Raw genomic sequence first — 20,933 nt, forward strand, 5'->3', positions numbered from 1 at the left:
GGACATGCCTCCACCATGGTTCTGCCACTGCCGCCCAGCAGGCGGTGCGCGGCCACCCGGGCTACCCGTCACGGCCGCACCACGCAAACAGGCCGAAGGTGAGCCTGGGCAAGCCGCCCTCGAGGACGGCTTGCCCAGCAGGAGGCGGCTGGGTTCAGGAGCCGAGTGCGGGCGGGTTGCTGTGATGACGGAGCCGGAGCCACAGGGGGTGTTCGGCGAGGGCGTCGAGCAGGATCGCGGCCACCTGCCGGTCCACGGTGCGGGTCCGCCTCGCCTCGTGGAGCACGAAGGGCGTGTGCGACGCCCAGAGCTCACGTGCGGCTGTGTTCAGGCGCCGGCTGACCAGACCCATTGCGGTGATGGCCGGCTTGCCCGTCAGGTGGGGTGACACGTACTCCGCGATGACCTGGCCCCGGAGGCCAGGCGGGCCGGGCTCCGCGCACACCCGCCAGACCAGGTCCAGCTCTTCCACGGTGTGCAGCGCCTTCACCCAGGTGCGCAGCATCTCCTCCGTCCAAGGGTGCTCGTCACGACCCGGCGGCTTCCACACCACGTCCTCCGGCAGCACCTCCGGCCGACCGCCTGGCTCGGGCTGCGGCTTCCCGTAGGCCGCGCGCAAGGTACGGATCGCGTCCTCGTGCGAATCGGTCTCGGTGTCGATCGTGAATCTCAACGCCCACCCCTCAAGCTCAGCGCACTGTGCCCGGAGGCTGCCCGGCGCGCACTGCCGCAACAGGTGCTCCGGGGGAGTGGGCAAGCCCCAGGGACCCTGGGCAAGCCGCCTGGACCTGCGGCTTGCCCACCCTGTTCGGAGCACACCGGGCGCGACGGCGTCGGTCACGGCCCCGGTGTCCCGTCTCAAATGATCTGGTCTGCGGGTAGGGCTTTGAGCTGCGGCGACCAGATCGATTGAGACGCCGTGGTACCGAAAGTCTCAAGTGATCTGGTCCCGGAAGCTGGGATGCAGGGTGCTGTCTCAGTTCAGCTGGTCCGGCGACGGTGGAGGGCGAACCTACGACCTGTGGAAACGTAGAAAAAGGACCCTTCCGGTAGCGACCGACGGGGCCCTTCTCATAGCTGGACAGCACTCCGTTCCGGTGTGGGCGAACATCAGCCCGCACCGAAGCGTGCGCGCGTCACTCGGTGCCGGGGACTCCCGAGACCTCATCCTCCCGAAGGGCGATGTGCTCCTCGCCGTCGATCTTGATTTCAGTGCCTGCGTACTTGCCGGACAGAGTCTTGTCCTTGGCAGGCACCGCCACCTCGGTGTCTTCGGCCATGTCTCCTCCCTCCGGTCGACACGGTGTCGACCCGTACCGATCGTGCCATAACCAACAGTCACCGAGGCGTCACTCCCCGGCAGATTGGAGAACCCTGTCGACGCCAACCAGCCGACACCATCGGCAACCTGATGCGATGCCAGAACGTCGAGAAGTTCCAGGTGGCATCGGCCCACCATGCGCTTGAGAGCGGCTGGTCGACCTGCAAGACGTCGCCCCTGATGATTCGCCGTACTCACTGAGACTGGACGAAGCGGCCCCGACGGACCAGATCATTGGAGACCCTGAGCGAATCGGAACAGATCACTTGAGACGGGGACCAGATCAACCGAGACCGGACCCCCGGCCGCCCGGTAGCCACACCGGCCGGGCCTTGCGCCACTCGGAGAGCGCCGGTGGCGGGCCAGCTGTGCCCCGGCTCGTGGAGTCACAGAACAAGCCCGCCCGCCCCGGAGCCTGACTCAGCAGGGCCCTCTGGTGGTATCCACGCGCCATACATGCCTGGCCGGGGGAGGCTGTCGGGTGCCAGGCCCGAAGCAGGCTCAACAGCTCTTCCTGCATTCACGGTTGGGGAACCAAGGGGCTTCGCTGAACGTATCTTGGTGAGCATGCTGTGGTCCGGGCGTGCGTCGTGCTCGCATGCAAGCCAGTGGATGAGGGAGGTAGCGCATGCTGGAGGAGACATTGACAGCACTGGCCGCCGCGGGTGGGACTGCGGTGGTGCAGGCCGCGGGAACCAGCACCTGGCAAGGATTTCAGCAGGCAGTGTCACGATGGTTCGGCCACGGGGATGAGGAAGCGATACGCGTCGATCTGGACCGCAGCGCGCAGATGCTGGCGGCTGCACGAGAAGACGATGACGTCATGGCCGTGCGGGACGAACAAGCGGCGTGGCAGACGCGTTTCGCGGTGGCGCTGGCGAGCCTCGCCGAACCCGAGCGAAGGTCGGCTGCCGAGGCCCTGGCCGCCCTGATCCAGGCGACTCCGCACGCCGACGGTGTGTCGGCGGCGGGGGACGGACTGGCGGTTCGAGGGAAGGTCGAGATCCGGGCCGACCACGGGTCCGTTGCAGCTCTGCGCATGGGAGACGTGTCACTGGGAAACCCTTCACAGTCGGGTCCGCCCCAGGGCTGAGCGCGCCCGACGGTACTGAAGCCCCGCAGATCACGGCCGGCATCGCCATCACCGCCTACCAAGGAGGGGTAGCGGTCGGCCACGCCGACCGGGTGACCTACTACGCTGCGCCACCGGGACCACGGGATGCCGCGCGCAGACGCGAGGCACAACTGCACTCCTACCTCAACGCCGCCTCCCGCACCGTGGACCGCCACCCCTATCCCGGCCTGGCTGAAGGCCCGGGCCCCTTTCCCCTGGCTGAGGTCTACGTTCGCCAGCTGGCCGAGGACCAGCACTTCTCCGAAGACCGTGACCGCAGCAACGCAGACAGCCCAGACGTGGCCAGCCTCCCAGTGCCCGCCGAGGCCATCTTCGCGGGAGGTGGCCGCATTCGCGTGGTCCTTGCCGCCGCTGGCGGCGGCAAGTCAGTCCTGCTGCGCCGCTACCTGGCAACCGAAGCCGGCTTCTGGATGGCTGATGGGCGGATTGACCGAGCTGATCCGGCGATCCCGGTGCTGATCCGCGCCACAGCCCTGGCCGGGATGCCCCTGCTGGCCCAGGGGCTCGCACAGGCCGCCATCGAAGAACTCGGCCCCTACGGGCTGCGCGAGACACCAACCTCGGAGTTCTTTGGGGAGCAACCGGCCCCTCAAGTGCCCTGGCTGGTGATGGTCGACGGCCTTGATGAGATACCGGACCGTGCCACCCGCGTAGCCCTGCTGGAACGGCTGGCTCGCGAGGCTGACCAGGAGCTGTCCCCGTACAGATTCGTCGTGGCGACTCGCCCCTTGCCCGCCGGGGAGCTTGACCGACTGGGGCCCGGCGCCGAACGCTTCGAATTGCAGCCCTTCTCTGCGGCCGACATGTGGAAGTACGCCCGAGGGTGCTTCCGCGACCTGCCGGAGGTCGAACGCCAGGTGAGCGCCTTCGCCGCGGGCCTCAGGCAATCCGGGTTGAATGGTCTGGCCCGCACTCCCCTGGTGGCTTTCATGTTGTGCCAGCTGTACGCCGCTGATCCCGCACGGCCACTGCCCGACGGCCGCGCGGGTGCCTACCAGTCTTTCGTTGAGCTGGTCTACGAGCAGAACACCCACAAGGGCATCCGCCGTACTCACGATGAGGTGACCCGGGCTCTGAAGGACCGTCACCAGATTCCGCGGGACCAACGCGCCGCTGAACAGGCGGCGCACCGCGTCCAAGAGGACCTGCCCCAGCTGATCGACCATCTGGCTTACGAGAGGATCAATGGGAACACCGCGCTGGCCGTCGACATTCTGGCCAGCCAGCTGAACGTCCAGCGCCCGGAGAAGGTCAATCCAGTGCTCTGGAACGCCTTCTTGGGCGACCTCCTTCGGCCCACCGGCCTGCTGGCGGAGCGCTCAGGTGACTTGGACTTCCTGCACCAGACCCTCCTCGAATACCACGCTGCCCGCCATGCGACGCGCGACGAACAGGCCCGTGCGGCTCTGCTCGAAAGGCTATTCCAACGCAGGCGCGATGATGTTGGCCACGATCTGGATCAGCCGTCCTACCTGGGCTTTCTCCTTGACGGACTCCTTTCCCCGGCAGACGACCTCGCGGAGGCGACGATCCGGGCGCTAGAGGAGCTCGCTGCGTCCGACCAACGCGTCGCCTGGGAACTCTTCGTCAAGCAGGTGCGGCTGCGCACCAAGCTCCCCCATGACCTCACCGCATGCCATCTTGTGGCATTGGCGCACAACCCGGCCTTGTCCGTCAACCGGTTGCTGGCCGCGAGCACACTGGCCATGGTGCCCGGGTATCAAGCCCGGGGCGCCGCACTTCTGGTCCACTTCACCCAGGACAGCAGCCTCTCCGTCAGCGATCGCGTGCGGGCGGCGAGACTCCTGGCGGAGGTGGACGGCCACCGGTCACAAGGCACTCAGCTCCTCGTCGACCTCTTGGCGGACCGCAGCCTCGACTTTTGGCTCCGGCTCGACGCCGGCTACCACTTGGCCGCGATGAGAGAACGCCGTGACGACGTCGTGCGGCTCTTTGCCCCCCTCGTCGGCGCCGCCAAGACCCCCTCAAGGCAAGTGACGCATGCCGCGCTCCTGGCGGCGTTCGGTGAGGAGAGCGCGATCGCGCTGCTCTTGCGTCTGGCCAACGATCCGACCATTGGCATCCGCGACCGTGTCGACGCCGGGCGCGCCTTAGCCCGGCTCGGTGACGAACGCGCCGCATCAATTCTCGTCACCCTGGCGGACTATGACGACCCGGAGGGTGACATCCAGGGCCACATGCGGGCGGCACGGGCCCTGGCTCTGCTGCCCCGATATCGGGCGAAGGCAGCTGCGGCACTCATCAAAATCGCCACGGACACAACCGTCTGGGACAATCGCACCCGGGTGGATGCTGCCGTGGCCTTGGCCTCGCTGGACGGATACCGGGCCCGCGGCGCCGAACTGCTAACCGTCCTTGCCGAGGGGGAGTCCATAGGGAGGTACGCCCGGGGGCAGGCGAGGCAGTCGCTGACCAGACTTCGTGACGTCGCCGTGGAAGGCAGGCGAGACGTCTACTGATCTCCTCAGGTTGACTCGCCGGTGAAGAGCTTGAGCACCTGCCCATATGCGTGCGAACCTGAAGAGGATGGGCGCATGTCCGCCAAGCTGATCGTCTACCCGCCCGACGAGCAGGGCTGGCGCAGCGGGCGCGGATGCGCAGGCTCGGCGTTCCCAGCCCCGCACCCCCCCGGTACGTCCGAAATTCGCTCGAAGTCTGCTCGTAGTCCGTCCGAACCTTCCCCGAAATGCGTCGGGCCGCGCAGGCCTGATCCCCGGAAGTCGGGGCAGACGGCCGGATGGGGAAGGAGGCTCGGCATGCCTGGATTCCGTGGGTGGTTCGGTCGGGTTAAGGACGGCGCCGGGGCGCTCGGTGAGCGTCGTACGCAGCTGCAGGCGCGGCACGAGGCCGAGCTGCTGGCCGAGCGGCAACGGGTCGCAGAGGCCCGCCGGGCCCGTCCGCGCAACCCGGACCCCGCCCGAGCGGTGCCCTGGGGGGTACGGGTCGCGGCCGAGGCCGGTTGGCGGTTCCTCGTGCTCGCGGCCGCCCTGTGGGTCATCATGCGGGTGATCGGTTCGGTCCGGCTTGTCGTCCTCGCCTTCGCGGCCGCGCTGCTGATCACCGCTCTGCTGGAACCGACGGTCGCCCGGCTGCACCGTGCGGGGCTCTCCCGGGGGCTGTCCACCGCCCTGACCGCGCTCTTCGGGTTCGTCGTCCTTGGGCTGATCGGCTGGTTTGTCGTCTGGCAGGTGCTCGACAACTTGGACAGTCTGTCCGGGCGGCTCCAGGAAGGCATCGAGGAGCTGAAACGATGGCTCCTCGACAGCCCCTTCCACGTGACCGAGCAGCAGATCAATGATGTTGCCGGCAGCCTTAGCGATGCCATCGGCACCAGTACCAGCGAGATCACCTCGACCGGGCTCCGGGGTGTGACCGTCCTGGTGGAGCTCATCACCGGAATGCTGCTGGCGATGTTCTCGACGCTCTTCCTGCTGTACGACGGCAGGCGCATCTGGCAGTGGACGCTGAAGCTGGTCCCCGCCGCCGCCCGTCCGGATGTCGCCGACGCGGGACCGGCCGCCTGGGGCACCCTGACCGCCTATGTCCGCGGAACCTTGATCGTCGCCTTCATCGACGCACTCTTCATCGGTCTCGGCATCTACTTCCTGGGCGTGCCACTCGCCGTGCCCATCGCTGTAGTGATCTTCCTGGCCTCGTTCGTGCCCCTGGTGGGCGCCGTCGCGTCCGGGGCCCTCGCGGTGGTCGTCGCACTGGTCACCCAGGGGGTGTTCACCGCGCTGTTGACCCTGCTGGTGGTGCTCGTCGTCCAGCAGATCGAGGGCCACGTGCTGCAGCCGTTCATCCTCGGAAGGGCCGTACGGGTTCACCCGTTGGCCGTGGTCCTGGCGGTCGCCACCGGCGGAGTGGTCGCCGGCATCGGCGGAGCGGTCGTCGCCGTCCCTCTGGTCGCCGTGTCCAACACGGTGATCGGGCACCTGCGCGCCCACGGCGGGGACGACGGTTCGGCGGAAGGGTTTCCCGCGGCGGTCGAGGAGGAGCGGGCGGATCCGCCCGCGGACCCGGACCAGGACCCCGCCTGACATCCAGGCCGGGGCTGCAGGACGCCCGCGGCCTGCAGCCCGCAGCCACCGCTCACGCCGTAAGGGGTGATCATGGCGCATGCGGGGATCCGTAACAGGTGATCACGGTCGGCGTTCGAAGAAGAGTACTTGCTGGTGGATCCAGTAACCGGGCTGCCAGCGCCCCTGATCGAGGACGTCCGCCGTGCGGCCGGGCTCGGACCCCTCGCGGAGGAGGATGAAGTCCAGCACGAGCTGCTGCAGGCTCAGATCGAGGTGGCCACTCCCGTGTGCACAACCCTTGACGAGGTGGGGGCATCTGTTGCGGCTGCGCCATGCGGCCGCCTCTGCCGCAGGGGCGAACCGAGCCGACCGGTCAGCTGTGCAGTGGAGATGTGCGCGGCGCACGGCGTATCGGTGGTCGCAGTCACGGGCGAGGCCCGACCTGACGGCCATCTCGTTCCTGCAGGGCGCTCTCGATGACGCCCTGATCAGCCGGCCGCGCCGCCTCGAAGCCGACTTCGCGCACGTGACCTTCTGCGACTGTTCCGGACTGAACGCCCTCCTCAAGGCCAGAGCAGCAGCCCTGCAGGCCGACGCCGCCTTCGCGCTGGTTCACGCGGATGCCCCGGCCGTGATCCGGCTCCTCGGCATCACCGGTACCGGACCGCTCCTCGGACTCGGGCGCGCCATAGCCTGAGCCGACATGATCTTCGGTCACATGCCGACGGCCAGCGGTGCACAACCGGTGGCGTCACACAGTCGCGTGACGGCGTCGATGAGCCGTACTTCCCGGATGTGGGCACTGTAGTCAGGGGCTCGCCCTCGGTAAAGAGATCGCGAGGCTGGTGAACGATCCGCGAGGCCGCGGCGCCTGCGACGTGGTGGAGTCGGCAGGCTGCGTCAGAAGCGGAATACACGCAGGTCGCGCACGGTGTCGGCCAGGGCGCGGATGAGGTCGTTCTCGGCGTCGGTCCGCCAGACCAGAGCGAAGGTCAGGGTGGCCATCTCGGGGGACGGGGAGGAATCGGATGTTCGACATGCCCCAGTGTCTGGTGACATGGCCGGGGAAGGTGTGGATGATGTCGCCCATGCCGACGTGGCGGACATGATCACGCGGCTCGAGGGCGGCGGTTGGCCGCTGGGTCTGGTCGAGGAGGTGTACGTCTTCGGGTCGTACGCACGTGGTGCGCTGGAGCCGAACGACGTCGACGTCGTCATTGAGCACGGCACGGACAAGCGCTGGCTCGGAGAGCCGCTGGACGCGTCGATCAACGGGCGTGATTCGTACGTGGGGATGAGGCAGGCCCTGCGGGGACGTACCCGGGGGATCTCCTCCCAGTTCCGTGGCCGCAGCAGCTTGCTCGACGAAGGCTTCGAGCTGTTCTTGCTCTGGCGGAAGGGCGAGCCGTTCCCTCTGGCTCGCGAGCGCCTTGCCTCCCTGACAGCGGACCCGGAAGCCGGGCCTGCGCCCAGGGACCACATGCTCACAGAGTTCGAGGGGCTGGAGAGCCTGGTGCCGCGCCCGGCGCGGATCGAGCTGTTCGGCCGGCATGTAAAGGGCAGGATCACCATCACACCGCTGAGGCTGGTCGACGGCGAACTCGAGAACCCTGAAGCCGCCCGGCATGTACGGCGGCGCTGGGTGGAGACGAGCCCGTTGCGCCGGACGGCGACTTGCGCCCTGGCCGCGTTGGAGCAGCGAGGCGTGGACCTGGGCGAGGTGACGCTGCACGGGCAGCGGCTGTTCGGCCGGGACCAGCAGGCTGAACGCTGCTTCGTCGATCTGGGGTGGAACGGCTTCGGATACATGGGGCGTCTCCTGGACGGCGGAGTCACCTGGCTGGAAGTGTTGCGCCCCCATCGCAGCAAACCCATGGACGCACTGCTCATCGAGCCCGTGCGTCGCACGTAGCCGACACTCGCATAGCCGCGTTCCGGCGTGTCACGTGAACCAGGGCCCTGCTTCATACGTTCGTGTGTGCCTGATCGGCGTGTCGGGATGGATGAAGGCAAAGCGGACAGCCACCACCTGCACGAGATGCTGCCCGGGGGTGAGGGTGTCCGATCAGGTTCCTGGCGGCGAGGACATGCCGCGGCGGTGGTCAGCTTGCGGGCGTGAGAGTGCGATGGCGCGCTTGATAGCCCTTGATTCCCGTGGCGAGTTGGCTACCGAGCACGCGCGGGCGGTTGCTGGGCTCTTGGTGTGTCGCTGCGGACGGTGTGGAACTGGGTGGCGGTGGCCCGGCGCGAGGGCCGGCTGTCCCCACGGACCTCGTCACGGGTCGGTGTGACGCCGGATGTGCGTGTGCGTCTGGCGTTGTGGGGTGGGAACGTGGCCGCGGTCCACCGTGAGCTGCTCGCAGAAGCGGCCACGGCTGGTGACCCGAACTCGGTGCCTTCTCTGCGCGCCGTGCACCGGGATTTGTCGGTGGGGGAGCGGGCGGGCCTGCGCGGGGTGAAGCAGCCCGTCGTCGTTTCGACGTCTACGGCAAACGGCCGCCCACGTACCGCAATGCCTGCTGGGAGGGCGATCACATACGGATCTCGGTCCGTGTCGCCCTGGACGGGACCGCGGTGTGCCCGTGGGTGACGTGGTTAATCGACGTGTCATCGAAGGCGATCGTGGGGGTGGCGGTCACCCCGCACCAGCCGGCCCGGGACGCGGTCCTGGCCGCGCTGCGCATGGGGATCAGCCGGACAGCCCCCTACGGGCCGTTCGGCGGCCTGCCGGGCCGGGTGCGCGTGGACCGCGGCAAGGACTTCCTGTCGAACGCGGTCGCGAATGCACTGGGCGGCTTCGCGGTACCCGTTCACGACCTGCCGGCCTACAAGCCGTACCGGAAGGGCACGGTGGAGGCCCTGAACAGCGCGGTGGAGCAGATGCTGCTGGTCTCTCTGCCGGGCTACACACGCCGTGCCCGCCCCGCGCAGGCATACCGGCCGACTCCTGCGGAGGACGTGCTGTCCTACCCGGACTTCGTCAAGGTCCTGCTGGACTGAGGGCTGTCCCGTAAATGATCTTCAGCTGGGTATGGACGTGGTTGGCGGCCACTCCGGCCGCTCGCCTATCCGGTGAGGTTGAAGTTGTGTAGCGGGCGATGCCGAGCATGGCGTGGTGGACGCCGGCACCTTTGAGGCGGCAGTCGCAGAGGATCTTCCAGGTCTTCATGCGGGCGAAGACGTGCTCGACGCGGGCGCGGACCTGTTTGTGGGACTTGTAGTGGGCCTGTTTCCAGTCGGGCAGTTCTTCGCCTTTGCAGCGGCGGTGGGGCATCACGAGCCCGGTTCCCGGATAGCCGCCGTCGGTGATGGTCATGGTCGTGCCGACGGCGGCCTTCGCACCGGACTCCTCCCATGCCTTGCAGTCGTTGCGGTTGCCTGGCAGGGGCCGGCCGACCACCACGACGAGCCGGGTATCGGCGTCGATGACGACCTGGTGGTTGGTGGAGTATCGGTAGTTCTTGGACTGCTCGGCGATCGCGTGGGCACCAGGGTGCCCTCCACGATGAGCACGGTGTCCTTGGCGAACCGTTTGCGGGGCTGCAGCGCGAGTGACGGGCCGACCTGGTCGATGATGCGGTCGGCCGCGGACTTCGATGCGCCGAAGAGCGGTGCGAGTTGGCGCATCGTCAAGTTCGTGTGCCAGTAGGCCGCCACGAGCAGTACCTGGTCCTCCAGGGGAAGAGACCACGGGCGGCCCTTGCGGACCGGGTCTGTACCCTCACGGCGCAGAGCGGTCACCAGCTTGCCGAACGATCGCGCGCTCAGCCCGGTGAACGGGGCTATCCAGGACGGCTCAGACGCCGTGATCACACCAGCCACAAACAAGATCGTCTCACCCGCGACCAGAGGGGGCTCAGATGCGGACGCTCAACCGCAGGTTAAGCAGATGGCGTAGACGAGCAGAGGCACCGCGAAGGGTTCCGAGCTTCCTTACCTCATCCACCTCAAGCTCCAGCCGGTCGGCGAGAGCGAGTACGGCGGCGTAGGGCCGCTCGCCCTCCTCGAGCTTCGCGGCAACGGCTTCGAGGACAGCTCGAAGAACGACAGGGCTCGCACTGGGATGGTCTGCGAGCAGGCGAAGAAGCTTGTTGTCGTTCCAGACGCTGTCGCGGGCCGCACTCAGTTCCTGGAGGGCTTCGGGCGGCGTGTGGGGATTGGTGGCCAGGGCTTGCCAGACGAAAGGGTACGGACATTTCGCGAGACGCTGCAGGACCAAACTGTCTCTCTCGGCACGTGCCAGTGCGAGGTAGTCGGCAGGCGTAGGCACGAGGATGACCTCTCAAGATAGTCGAAGCCGCCATCCTGCCACTGGACCTTCGTCGCAGCGGACTCCGGGCCGGTCATGACCAACCTGCCTCGACCATCACTTACGGGACAAGTCTTACTGATCTTTTCGTAAGTTCGGCGGGTGTAGTGGGTGGATGGTCAGGCCGGTGTGGGCGAGGAAGGACCATGGCAGTTGTGGGTTGTGGTTGATGCGGTGGATGCCTTGCTCGGTGGCGTCGGCGACATCGGCGAGGTGGTCGCCGGCGAGGTTGGCGAGTTCACGTTTCTTGAGTGAGGACCACAGCAGCTCCACCGGGTTCAGCTCGGGCGCGTAGGCGGGTAATCGCTCCAGGGTGAGCCAGTCCTGGCCAGCGACCCAAGCCCGCATCGACCGGCTCCAATGGGCGGACAGGCCGTCCCAGACCAGGACCACCCGCTCGCCGCGGTAGAACGCCTTCATCTGCTCCAGGACCTCGATGAGGGCGGCGGTGTCGTAGCTTCCAGGCTTGAGATGGAAGCACAGGCGAGCCCCTCGATCGGGGTCGGTGGAGTGGTATCCCAGAGCCCCGGCCATCGACGCCCGCTTCCAGTTCAGCCGGTGCCGCAGCAGTGGGGTCCGACCTCGGGGTGCGTAGGTGCGGCGGATCTGAGGCAGCAAGGAGATGCCTGATTCGTCGAGGAACACGATCCAGGCACGTGTGTTCACGGCCCCTTTTTGATGCGCGGCCACTCGTGCGCGATCCAGCGGGCGATCTCCGACTCGTCCCTCTCGACCGCCCGCCGCTCGGGCCGCTGCAGACTCCATCCGAGCCGGCCGGTCAGCAACCGCCACACCGACGCCCTCGACAGCACCACTCCCGTCACCCGCTCAACGACGGCGCCAACTCGCTCCAGGGTCCACAGGTCGGCCTCGAAACCATGGGCCTGGGCACCCCGCTCCAACGCGGCCCGGACGGTCTCGACCTGGGCGTCGTCCAGCTTGGGCGGGCGACCGGTGGCCGCACGCCGACGCAAGGCCGAAGCACCACCTTCCTCCCACGCCCGCCGCCATCGCCGCACGCTCTCGGCGCACACCCCCACCGCCCGCGCGATCTCCGCATTCGAGACACCGTCCTCGAACAACTCGACCGCCCGAACACGACGCGCCTCCGCCAACTGAGGCCGCAGCAACGGAGGAAGGGAGGCACCAGCCGTAGAAGGCGAAGGTTGATAAGCCACCCCGACAGCCTCCCACCCACACCGCCACTACACCCACCGAACTTACGAAAAGATCAGTAGGGCTTGCAGATTATTAACACGTTGTCTCGATCTTGCTTTCGGGATCGCTGCTCTGGGCGAGGACCCGAGCCTGGAGGGGCGCGAGGGCAGCGGGTGGGGTGGTCGCCGGTGGGATGACGACGCCGTGAGCTTCAGGCTGTTTCCTGATTTTCAGCAGGGTGCGGTGCATGGCTGTGCGGCTGCTGCCGAAGAGCACGGCGAGGGGTTCCGCGGCCAGCGCGAGGTGCAGGTGGAGGATGGTGGCCAGGACCTGGTCGGGGAAGGCGAGCCGGAGCGGACGGCCACGCCGGTCGTCCTTGTCAGGAGTCAGAGCCTGCGTGAGGTCGATCAGTTGCTGCGGGGACATGCCGGTCAGTGCGGGGTCGTTCAGCAGGGCCTTCTTCCACTCCGGCGCTGGAGTCTGTGGGGCCCGGGCCGCCGGGATGGCCGGGGCCGGCTGGGGATGCAGGACGTAGTTCCAGTCGCCATGGAAGCCATGGCGGGTCAGTGGCAGGGCCGCCATCTCCGCGTCACCGATCTGTACTCCGGTCGGGTAGGTGCTGTTGTCGAGTTCGGCGTGGACGCGCAGTCCGGTGCTGGTGGTTGTTGCGGCGATGGACTGGACGATGACTTCGTGGCTGGTCAGCGGGCGGCCCCGCCAGTTCATGGTGATGTGGGAGAAGAGACCGTGCTCGATCTTGTTCCACTTCGATGTGCCCGGCGGCAGGTGGCAGACGGTGATCGTCAGTCCGGTTTCGGCGGCGAGGCTGGCGAGTCCGAGTTTCCAGGCCCGGGTGCGGTAGCCGTTGGATCCGCCGGCGTCGGCGGTGATCAGCAGTCGTGTCGCCTGCGGGTAGGAGGCCTGGCCCTGGCCGTGCCACCAGCGGCGGATCGATTCCACCGCGAATGCCGCGGTGTCGTGATCGGTGCCGACGTTGACCCAGCCGGTGTTCGCCGCCACGTCGTAGACCCCGTACTGAATTGCCTTCCCCAACTGCGGGTCGGCGAAGTCATGCATGTTCACCGGCACCGGATCACCGGCCGGGCGCCATTGGCGGCCGTCGTTCTTGAACGCGCCGACGAGCTCCTTCTTCTTGGTGTCCACACTGATCACCGGCTGGCCGGCGTCCCGGTGCTCGCGGGCTTGCCCGTTGAGGTAACGGAACTGTGCATCCCGGTCCACGTGCTGGCTGCCCTCGAGCGTCTTGGCGTTGGCCTGCAGACTGAAGCCCTCCTCCCGCAGCAGATCCGCGACGGTGTCGGCACTGACCCGGTGCCCGGCCCGGGTCGGTTCCCTCGCGAGTGCGCGGGTCGACTTCACCGTCCAACGCAGCGGCGACATCGGATCACCCCGCACATCCGGCTCGACCAGCGCCAGCAGAGCAGGCCGCAGCCCCGGATCGAGATCCGCGGCCCGCTTGCGGCCCCCGCCCGGCCGCCGCACCCGGCCCAGCGGCTCCTCACCGGCCTCCAGCTCGAACACCCCTTTGCGGACCCTCGTCTCACTCACCGCGGCCGCCCATGCGACGGCCCGAACGCCGCCGTGCCCCAGGACACGGGCCTCGGCAGCCATCAACAGCCGACGTTGCCGCTCGTCCAGATGCGGGAACAACACCGCGAACTTCACAGACAGTTGGTCACGAGTCTCGTCCGAGATGCGCATACCACACCAACGAGCTTTAGAACGGGAAGCAACACCTTGATTCCCCGTAAGTCCTTAGAAGCCCTAACAGAAGTTGTTGATCATGTGACTTTCGGTTCGGGTGGTCGTTGGTCTGGTCGTGGGGAAACGCCAGTCACGGCCGTGGATCGTGTCGGATGAATTGTGGTCGCTCGTCGAGCCGTTGCTTCCGGATCCGGCGCCGAAGCGGGTGGAGGGCCGTCCGCGGGTGCCGGACCGGCAGGCACTCTGCGGGATCCTGTTCGTGCTGCATACCGGGATCCAGTGGGAGTACCTGCCGCAGTAGCTGGGGTTCGGTTCCGGGATGACCTGCTGGCGGCGTCTGGCCGCGTGGAACGAGGCAGGTGTGTGGGACCAACTGCACCTGGTGCTGTTGAAGAAGCTGCGGGTCGCAAGGAAGCTGGACTGGTCGCGGGCGGTGATCGACTCCTCCCATGTCAGGGCCGCTCGGCGGGGCCCAAAAGCGGTCCCAGCCCGGTCGACCGCGCTCGGCCGGGTAGCAAGCACCACCTGATCGTTGACGGGCAGGGCCGGGAACCGCAACGACGTCACTCAGCTGATGCCGCTGCTGAACAAGATCCCGTCGGTCGCCGGCCTCGTCGGCCGGCCCCGCAGACGCCCGGACAGTGTTCTGGCCGACCGCGGCTACGACCACGACAAGTACCGCCGCCTGGTCTGGGCGCTCGGCGTCAAACCCGTGATCGCCCGCCGCGGAGTCCCACACGGCTCCGGCCTCGGCGTCTACCGGTGGGTCGTGGAACGGACCATCGCCTGGCTTCACGGCTTCCGCCGGCTACGGATCCGATGGGAACGACGCGACGACATCCACGAGGCCTTCCTCGGCCTCGCCACCTGCCTCATCACCCACCGCCACGTCCAACGCCTTTGTTAGGACCTCTTAGGGTTCAGGGCAGTTGTACTGCTCGGGCAGCGGAACGGTGACGCAGTACCGGCCCCGGCCGCGGGTCTCTTCGACGACGGCATCGGGAACGGTGAAGACGGCGGTCTTCGAGAGGGGCATCAGGACCGTGCCGATCTGGCGGACGAGTGAGGCTTTGTCCGAGGAGGGGTCGATCGCGTAGAGCCCCACGGGCAGCCGCGTTCCGGGCTGGAATCCGTAGACGAGGATGCGGTGGCTGCCGTGGTCCACGGCCATGCGGTCGGTCCTGTCCGGGAGTTCCACCGGATGGCTATGGCGGGCCGTGAGTTCTCCCTGGGTCGCCTCGATCTTGAGTTCACCGGCGGCGGCGAGGGCTTCGCGCGCCGTGTCGGGCGGCACGAACCACCACTTCTCGCTCTGAAGTACGCCGTCGCCCTGCCCGTGCACCGTGAGTTCCCGCCCGGTGAAGAGCGAATCGGCCGGTTCCAGCTTCGCGTAGGTGAGGGCGGAGGAGGTTGGCCGGGCGGTAGTCGAGTACTGCCGGCCACCGGCGTTTACAGTCACCCGGACCGGCTCGTCGGGCGAGAAACCGTTCAGACAGAGTGCCACCTCGTTGGGGGTGCGGACTTGGTCCCGTCCAGTGATGTTCCCGATCCAGACCGAGGGCGGGTCCCCGAGGCCCGGGATCCTGCCCGGGTCCGCGGCGCAGTCCGGGGCGGACCCGTCGCCCGCCGCGAGGACGGTGATCTGCTGTGCCAGCAGGAGGTCTGTGGCCGGGTCGGTGGTCGGGCCGGAGGAGGTCCGCGGGGCGCCGGAGGTGGGCGGCGGGCCGGTGGGAGGGCCCGCGGACGGCGACGGCGACGGGGAGCCGGAGCCGCACCCGGTGACGAGCCATCCCAGAACGACGATGCCCGGGAGCAGCGTTCTCTTCTTCACATGTATCACGGTCCTTTCGACGGTCGGCCGCTCGGCGAAAGCCCGGCGCACCGGGCCCCGACGGCCGTGGCCTGTTGCCGGAGTGCGTTCTCGATTTCCTTGTGGCGCTGCGCGGTGATCTCCCTATTGGTCTCGGCGTCGCGGAGCTGACCGAGTGCGTCCCGCAGGTCCGCGCAGCCCGCCTTCAGCTCCCCGCGCTGGAACTCCCAGGAGGCCGCGAGCGCCTGCCAGAGCCCGCGCCGGGCGAACCCGGGCTCCTTTGTGATCGCCTCCTTGATGGTGGAGATGGCACCGTCCAGGTCTCCGCGTCCGAAGGCGTGCACCGCCGCGACGGAGATGGCCAGCACCCGCAGCTCCTCGACCGCGTCGCCGCCCTCGGCGGAGCGGACGCGCTGGAGGGCCCGGCCGATCGTCCCGTCATCGGGGACGAGCCGCGCCGTCACCCTGCACTGCTCTACCTGGGCCAGGTTCACGGAAGCCCGCAGTCGGCCGACTTCGGAGAAGGCGTTGTCAGCCGCGAGCCGCCGGAGCTCGGCCGAGGATGTGGCCAGCGCCTCGGAGTCCACTGTGCCCGGGTGGCAGCTCGATGACGTGCCGAGCGCCAGCTGGTACCGCGTACCCGCGAGGCTGAGGCGGGCGCGCAGCGCGATCGGGCCGTTCGGGTCGATGGCCTGGTAGTCGGCGAGGGCCGCTTCGAAGTAGGGCTTGCGCCCGGCGGCCGGGAGGCCGACGGCAACCTGCTCGAGGGAGTGCCCGCGGAAGAGGCGGACCAGGTCGGCCGTCACGAATTCGGCGCCGTCGTCCCGGGTGCCGCCCACGCCCGACGCCAGCAGCCGGTCCAGCGCACTGCGCGCCTCGGCGAACCTGCCGCCCCGCCAGAGGTCGAGGGCGTGGGTGAATCCAGCCAGTCCTTGCGTCCGGCGGGCCAGTTCGGCGATCACGTGTCCGCGGCCTGGGGCGGAGTTCCAGCCCTGGTCGAGCCGAATCTGGCCGCCGAGGTACCAGCCGGCGAGTTCGGGTGCGTGGACCACCTGCGCGGCTCGTACGTAGACGGCGGGCCGGAGGCCGATCTGCCCGGAGGCGTTGGTGGTGACGAGGCCGCCGATTACGATCCCGGCGTTGGTCCGGGCGACGAAGCCAGCCGTCCAGTCGTCCAGCTTCCGATGGTCCTGCCCCACCTCGCCCAGCACGCTCAGCGGAGGCGAGGTCACCCGGGCGTAGTTGCGTGCTGTGCTTCCCTCCGGCAGCTGATCCTTTGTCAGGGCCGTAGTGAAGGCCTCTGACACGTCGTCCAGGACCTGCTGGTCTTGGCCCGAGCCGACGCCCTCGAAGCCGACCACGGCAACGTCCTGCGTGCCGGGCAGCCGTTCCAGCTCCGGTGGGGGCGGACGGGGCTGGAAGACGACCACCAAGGCGGCGCATGTGAGCAGGAAGCCCGCCAGGCCGGCGATGGAGAACCAGCGCGCACGACGGGACAGCGTGGGGTGGTCCTTGAATGCCTTCCTGACGGCGACGATCCCCCCGACCAGGACCGCGAACACGAGGAGAACGGCGGCTACGGGGCTGGACCTGATGCCGAACAGCTGCAGCAGCGGACCTAGGGCCGCCGAGAGCAGCGTGGTGGCGAGCGCGAGCAGACCCAGTGCCCATGGAGGGCTGCCGGAACCGCTCTCCGACGCCTGCGGTGAAGGGTCAGGGTCCTCGTCCGGAGTGTCCGGCCCAGGGCCGTTCAGGATGATCTCCCTTCGGAACACGGTTCGCGTACGGGCTTCCACCCACCATTCCGGCACCGGGGACACCCCTGCCCGTGGCGCGCCTCGCCGGGCCGCCCACTCCCCACGTTCGGGTGAGCGGCCTCCTGGCTGGCTCCGGAAGTGCACCAGGAACGCGTAGTTCGGGCGACTCGAAGGAGGAGCGAGCGAGGTGACGACCCCCGCCGCTCTTGCTGTCTATATGGGGTCGGTGGGAACCCGCCCTGCCAGGAGGGCCGCGCCCGCCTTCTGGAGTCGCAGCAGAAGCCGACCCCCCCCCGGCTGGTCGGGGCTCATTCATACGGATGTCCGGGAGCCTGGCAGAGCGCTGGTGACCATGGGTGGTCCCGCCGCCGGACCCTGCCAGGCTGCCGCAGATAGGGCCTGACGCCGCGGCGGTCTCGGGTCGGAGCGGCCGTTCACCCGGTTCTTCAGCGTCTGCGGTGTCGGCTGCCGCGGCCGCAAGTCGGGCTTGCGTGACACCGGCCTCCTCACGCAGCAGCGCCCGCTCTGCCGGAGACGGCAACCGCGGCTCGCCCTCCAGCAGTGCCGTGTTGCGGGGTCCGGTACCCAACTGCACTGGTTGTTGGGATCGCCCGGGTGTGGGCGCGTGCGCGGACGGGGGAGGGTCGCAGGCGGGGGCCGGCCGGTCTGTCGGCAGGGATGTGGGAGAGGGTGGTGTGCTGGTGGAGTGGGACTGGTGGACGGTGGATTTCGGGGACGCGCATGCGGGCGCGGTGGGTGTACTCGTCGGTGGCAGCGAGCCGGGTCCGGTGTATTTCGATGTGGGAAGTGGCTCGGACGTGCCGTCGACCAGGCACCTGTCAGCCTGCGGCGGCCGGTACCGCCGTCCGCGTGCGGATGGCGCGGCGCCGCCGAGTACCCGCTGGGCTGGGCGACGATCGGCGACCGGCCCCTGTACGAAGCCGACGTCGACCTCGTGGGACCGCTCGCGGACTGGACCGCGCACCTGTCCGTGGTACGTGAAGCGGCCGTGCCGCTGTCCGAGCCGTTGGCCGCGCTCCTGGTGGAGATGGCCAAGCGGCTGACGGTCACGGCTGAGGACGCGCCGCTGGCCGCGCTGCGTGCCGCCAGGGTGCTGGAGCGGATGGCGGCCCGGGTCGGGCAGACAGGCCGCCGGCGCGCTGTGCGACGACGGCCTGTCTGCCGAAGCGGTGGCCACCGGGCTCGGGACGACCTACTCCAAGGCCCTGTTGATGCTCCTGGCCGCTCAGGACCGGTGACACCGCGCGTCACAACATCGGCCCTGTTGGCTTTCGCGTTCGCCGGAGCGGATTCCGGTCCGCGGGCCGGGCGGGCTCCGCGGCCGGCGGCGCCGGTGAGCCTGCCCCCGTACGCGGTCTGCCTCTCGGCACTGGCCGTCGAAGGTCCTCGCCGCACTCCCCGAGCACGCCGAAGAGACCGTCTGGGACCTGCCCGACGCCGCCGCGGCCGACCCATGAGGCTTCCGCCAGTGGGACCCCGACGACCCCGAAGGCGAAGACGTCCGGATCGCGTCCGCCAGGGGTTCGCATGGGCCAGCCCATGAGGCCGAGCATCACGTGGTTGGGCTGTTGCCGATCTGGAGTTCGTTCACCCACGCCTGGGCTGCTACGAGGTTTGGGGCGGTGCCGACGGGTTCGTACGCGAACCCACTCCATTCCTCCAGGACCCGGGGCTCGCCGGGCCGGAGGTGGCCGGCACCGCCATTGACGGGCCGGTGGCGCCGGTGGATGTCCATCGGCGGGCGGCGCCGCTTGTTGTACGCGGCGAGCGGGTTGTCGGCGTCGACGCGGGGAACGGCGCGGGAGGGCTGGTTGGGTGGTCCGGGTCGGCGGTGTTTGGCCATGTGCTCGATGGTCTCAGGCCGCGACCGTGGTCGGGCGTGCGGCGGCGAGGTCCTTCGCACGGTTCTGTACGTCGTTTACTGCCTTGGTCTGGTACGGGCGGGCTGCTTGCAGCAGCGTGTTGAGCCGGGAGGCCACGAGGGTGGAGTCGATTCGGGCCGCGTCGTCGAGTGCCTGCTGGGCGGCCTGGGCCCCGTGTTCGGCCTCGCCCTCGTCGAAGAGGGCGGCGGCGAGTCCGATGCGGTCCATGACACGGACCCGGTCGAAGCCCGGCTTGCGCAGTGCGAGGGCGTCATGGAAGTGGATGCTCGCGGAACATCGGTCACGGCCGAGTCCGGCGAGGTCGCGGGCGGAGACCGCGCGGGCGCCGGCGTGCTCGGCGGCGTCGAAGTAGCCCACCCAGGCGGGGACGTTCTCGCCGAGCCCGTCAGCCAGGAGCCCGTCGGCCACGCCGAGGTGCCTGTCCGCCTGGCGCTCGTCACCGAGGGCCGCGTGGACCCGGCCGGTCTGTGAGGCGACCAGTGCCCGGGTTACGGGCATCCTCGCCTTCGCCGCAGCCACGCCGAGAAGACCGAGGGCATCCTGCGGGCGGCCGAGGTAGATCATCTGGTGTGACATGCGGGTGACGATCTCCACCCCGCGATCCGGCTGGCCGGCCTCCCCGGCCGCGTAGATCCCGTAGCTCCAGTACCGCTGAGCGGTCGGATACCGGCCACTGTCGTGACTCACCCACCCGGCCAGCGCCGCCAGGTCGGCGGTCGCCGTGAACACCCGGGTCCGCAGGCTGCGGGGCACCCCGTCCTGGATGCGGCGGGCGACTTCGGCGAGCTGGGCGACGATCGCCGAGCGGTACAGGCCGCCTCCCTTGGATGCGTCGGCCCGGGTGAAGAAGGCGGTGACCTCTTCGAGGGCGGTGACGGTGTCGGTGTCGAAGCCCTTGCGGTCGCTGCTCAGGGTGTGGGCTTTGCCGCCGAGCATCCGTTCGGCGGCGAGGATCAGCGGGGCGCCGATGGCGAGCTTGAGGGTGTCGCGGCGGTTCATGAACAGGTCCATCTGCGTCCATCCGGCCAGGGTCTGGGCGGCTGCCTCGGTCAGCAGCGGGAGCTGGATGCTATCCAGCACCGGACCGGCGGCGGTCAGACCGAGGTCACCGGGAGTGAGGACCTGGCCGGCTGCTTCCGAGACGACACCAGCGAGCAGGGCAGGGACCGGCGGGCGGGGCCGCTCCCCGTCGGTCCAGCGCCGGATACGGGTTGCGTCCGGCGCGATCTGCCGATGGCCTTGGGCTTTGGCAGCTGCAGCGATGCGGCGGGCGATCTCCCCGTGGGACAGGCCTGTCGCTGCGATCCACAGCTCCAGGTGCGGGTTGCCGGATCTGCTGGCCACCGGTGCCTCGCCCTCCCCGACTCCGTGTACGGAGTGTGGCATTTCCGCCACGATTCGCGACCCCTACGGTACTGGCCCAGGCAGCTGCCCGCCCGCGATTCTTCTGAAGGCGGCAGCCGTCCGGCTGCCCGTCCGACACACAAGGGGAAGGGATAGCGCATGCAGACGCTCGCACCCCAGGCTCCGTGGGCGATGAGGCTGGTCACCGACCGACTGCCGATCGGCCCGCCGTCCTACGCCGCGGTGACGCTGGATCCGTCCACACAGACCGCCCGCTACACCGACACCGCCGGCCAGGTGCTGGAGATGGGCCAGCACGGCACCAACCAGACCGACCCGACCACGTCCATGTCCGGCGGCGGCGACGGGTCCAGCCCGCAGCCGCAGACCGCGGACGATTCCAACCCCGACTACAGCTCGGACTGAC

At 68.9% G+C, this 20,933-nt stretch carries 17 protein-coding genes and 3 pseudogenes; 9 read left to right on the forward strand and 11 right to left on the reverse strand.

All coding sequences use genetic code 11. The features are described from left to right. Window positions 1-154: 154 nt before the first annotated feature. Both OG386_RS43785 and OG386_RS43790 read right to left on the reverse strand, forming a co-directional pair. Window positions 155-673, reverse strand: coding sequence for a hypothetical protein (locus OG386_RS43785; protein WP_328792858.1), 519 nt, complete (start codon window positions 671-673; stop codon window positions 155-157). 463 nt (window positions 674-1,136) lie between these two features. After that, window positions 1,137-1,280 (reverse strand): hypothetical protein, encoded by a 144-nt coding sequence (locus OG386_RS43790; protein WP_328792859.1) that lies wholly within the window; start codon window positions 1,278-1,280, stop codon window positions 1,137-1,139. A 669-nt stretch (window positions 1,281-1,949) separates the two neighbouring features. Between OG386_RS43790 and OG386_RS43795 the strand changes: the two genes are divergently transcribed. The 7 genes and pseudogenes from OG386_RS43795 (at window position 1,950) to OG386_RS43825 (ending at window position 9,499) form a co-directional block, all read left to right on the forward strand. Next, complete coding sequence (locus OG386_RS43795; RefSeq protein WP_328792860.1) at window positions 1,950-2,414, forward strand: hypothetical protein; 465 nt, start codon at window positions 1,950-1,952, stop codon at window positions 2,412-2,414. A 92-nt stretch (window positions 2,415-2,506) separates the two neighbouring features. Continuing rightward, window positions 2,507-4,936, forward strand: a complete 2,430-nt coding sequence (locus OG386_RS43800) for an NACHT domain-containing protein (RefSeq protein ID WP_328792861.1) — start codon at window positions 2,507-2,509, stop codon at window positions 4,934-4,936. Window positions 4,937-5,233: 297 nt separating this feature from the next. Continuing rightward, the gene (locus tag OG386_RS43805) at window positions 5,234-6,517 is read left to right on the forward strand and encodes an AI-2E family transporter (RefSeq protein WP_328792862.1); all 1,284 of its coding nucleotides are present in this window, start codon (window positions 5,234-5,236) and stop codon (window positions 6,515-6,517) included. 98 nt (window positions 6,518-6,615) lie between these two features. Beyond that, a pseudogene (locus tag OG386_RS43810) lies at window positions 6,616-6,851 on the forward strand (glutamate-cysteine ligase family protein); the annotation flags it as partial. 27 nt (window positions 6,852-6,878) lie between these two features. Further along, a complete protein-coding gene (locus tag OG386_RS43815; RefSeq protein ID WP_328793563.1) occupies window positions 6,879-7,196 on the forward strand; it encodes an STAS domain-containing protein in 318 nt (105 codons plus the stop codon). A gap of 360 nt (window positions 7,197-7,556) precedes the next feature. Beyond that, window positions 7,557-8,411 (forward strand): nucleotidyltransferase domain-containing protein, encoded by an 855-nt coding sequence (locus OG386_RS43820; RefSeq protein ID WP_328792863.1) that lies wholly within the window; start codon window positions 7,557-7,559, stop codon window positions 8,409-8,411. 692 nt (window positions 8,412-9,103) lie between these two features. Beyond that, window positions 9,104-9,499: a hypothetical protein gene (locus OG386_RS43825; protein WP_328792864.1), complete on the forward strand. Its 396-nt coding sequence runs from the start codon at window positions 9,104-9,106 to the stop codon at window positions 9,497-9,499. Window positions 9,500-9,564: 65 nt separating this feature from the next. On the opposite strand, the pseudogene OG386_RS43830 reads toward OG386_RS43825, so the two are convergent. The 5 genes and pseudogenes from OG386_RS43830 to OG386_RS43850 all read right to left on the reverse strand — a co-directional run bounded on the left by OG386_RS43830 (window position 9,565) and on the right by OG386_RS43850 (window position 13,688). Next, window positions 9,565-10,321 (reverse strand): annotated as a pseudogene (locus tag OG386_RS43830) (transposase). Between the two features lie 34 nt (window positions 10,322-10,355). After that, window positions 10,356-10,769, reverse strand: a complete 414-nt coding sequence (locus OG386_RS43835) for a hypothetical protein (protein WP_328792865.1) — start codon at window positions 10,767-10,769, stop codon at window positions 10,356-10,358. A gap of 114 nt (window positions 10,770-10,883) precedes the next feature. Next, entirely contained in the window at window positions 10,884-11,474 is a 591-nt protein-coding gene (locus OG386_RS43840; RefSeq protein WP_328786398.1) for an IS630 family transposase, read from the reverse strand. Beyond that, complete coding sequence (locus OG386_RS47100; protein WP_443053284.1) at window positions 11,471-11,986, reverse strand: winged helix-turn-helix domain-containing protein; 516 nt, start codon at window positions 11,984-11,986, stop codon at window positions 11,471-11,473. The genes OG386_RS43840 and OG386_RS47100 overlap by 4 nt, the downstream gene beginning before the upstream one ends. A 73-nt stretch (window positions 11,987-12,059) precedes the next feature. Beyond that, a complete protein-coding gene (locus OG386_RS43850) occupies window positions 12,060-13,688 on the reverse strand; it encodes an ISAzo13 family transposase (RefSeq protein ID WP_328792866.1) in 1,629 nt (542 codons plus the stop codon). Window positions 13,689-13,806: 118 nt separating this feature from the next. Between OG386_RS43850 and OG386_RS43855 the strand changes: the two are divergent. After that, a pseudogene (locus tag OG386_RS43855) lies at window positions 13,807-14,598 on the forward strand (IS5 family transposase). A gap of 6 nt (window positions 14,599-14,604) precedes the next feature. Here OG386_RS43855 and OG386_RS43860 read toward each other — a convergent pair. The 4 genes from OG386_RS43860 to OG386_RS43875 all read right to left on the reverse strand — a co-directional run bounded on the left by OG386_RS43860 (window position 14,605) and on the right by OG386_RS43875 (window position 20,506). Beyond that, on the reverse strand, window positions 14,605-15,522 hold the full coding sequence (locus tag OG386_RS43860) for a hypothetical protein (protein WP_328792867.1): 918 nt from the start codon (window positions 15,520-15,522) through the stop codon (window positions 14,605-14,607). Between the two features lie 5 nt (window positions 15,523-15,527). Then, complete coding sequence (locus OG386_RS43865; RefSeq protein WP_328792868.1) at window positions 15,528-17,312, reverse strand: hypothetical protein; 1,785 nt, start codon at window positions 17,310-17,312, stop codon at window positions 15,528-15,530. Between the two features lie 1,519 nt (window positions 17,313-18,831). Continuing rightward, a complete protein-coding gene (locus OG386_RS43870; RefSeq protein WP_328792869.1) occupies window positions 18,832-19,122 on the reverse strand; it encodes a DUF6087 family protein in 291 nt (96 codons plus the stop codon). Between the two features lie 13 nt (window positions 19,123-19,135). Further along, window positions 19,136-20,506 carry a Tat pathway signal protein gene (locus OG386_RS43875; RefSeq protein ID WP_328792870.1) on the reverse strand — a complete coding sequence of 457 codons (1,371 nt, stop codon included), beginning with the start codon at window positions 20,504-20,506 and terminating at the stop codon, window positions 19,136-19,138. A 159-nt stretch (window positions 20,507-20,665) separates the two neighbouring features. Here OG386_RS43875 and OG386_RS43880 point away from each other — a divergent pair, with 159 nt between their 5' ends. Beyond that, on the forward strand, window positions 20,666-20,932 hold the full coding sequence (locus OG386_RS43880; RefSeq protein ID WP_328792871.1) for a putative ATP-grasp-modified RiPP: 267 nt from the start codon (window positions 20,666-20,668) through the stop codon (window positions 20,930-20,932). Window position 20,933 lies beyond the last annotated feature (1 nt).

Source organism: Streptomyces sp. NBC_00273, assembly GCF_036178145.1.
Lineage (GTDB): Bacteria > Actinomycetota > Actinomycetes > Streptomycetales > Streptomycetaceae > Streptomyces.

What these genes read in the sequence shown, in the direction of transcription:
- OG386_RS43790 (WP_328792859.1), bottom strand. Translation starts at nt 1,280, where the DNA reads ATGGCCGAAGACACCGAGGTGGCGGTGCCTGCCAAGGACAAGACTCTG.
- OG386_RS43795 (WP_328792860.1), top strand. Translation starts at nt 1,950, where the DNA reads ATGCTGGAGGAGACATTGACAGCACTGGCCGCCGCGGGTGGGACTGCG.
- OG386_RS43805 (WP_328792862.1), top strand. Translation starts at nt 5,234, where the DNA reads ATGCCTGGATTCCGTGGGTGGTTCGGTCGGGTTAAGGACGGCGCCGGG.
- OG386_RS43820 (WP_328792863.1), top strand. Translation starts at nt 7,557, where the DNA reads ATGGCCGGGGAAGGTGTGGATGATGTCGCCCATGCCGACGTGGCGGAC.
- OG386_RS43850 (WP_328792866.1), bottom strand. Translation starts at nt 13,688, where the DNA reads ATGCGCATCTCGGACGAGACTCGTGACCAACTGTCTGTGAAGTTCGCG.
- OG386_RS43870 (WP_328792869.1), bottom strand. Translation starts at nt 19,122, where the DNA reads ATGGCCAAACACCGCCGACCCGGACCACCCAACCAGCCCTCCCGCGCC.
- OG386_RS43880 (WP_328792871.1), top strand. Translation starts at nt 20,666, where the DNA reads ATGCAGACGCTCGCACCCCAGGCTCCGTGGGCGATGAGGCTGGTCACC.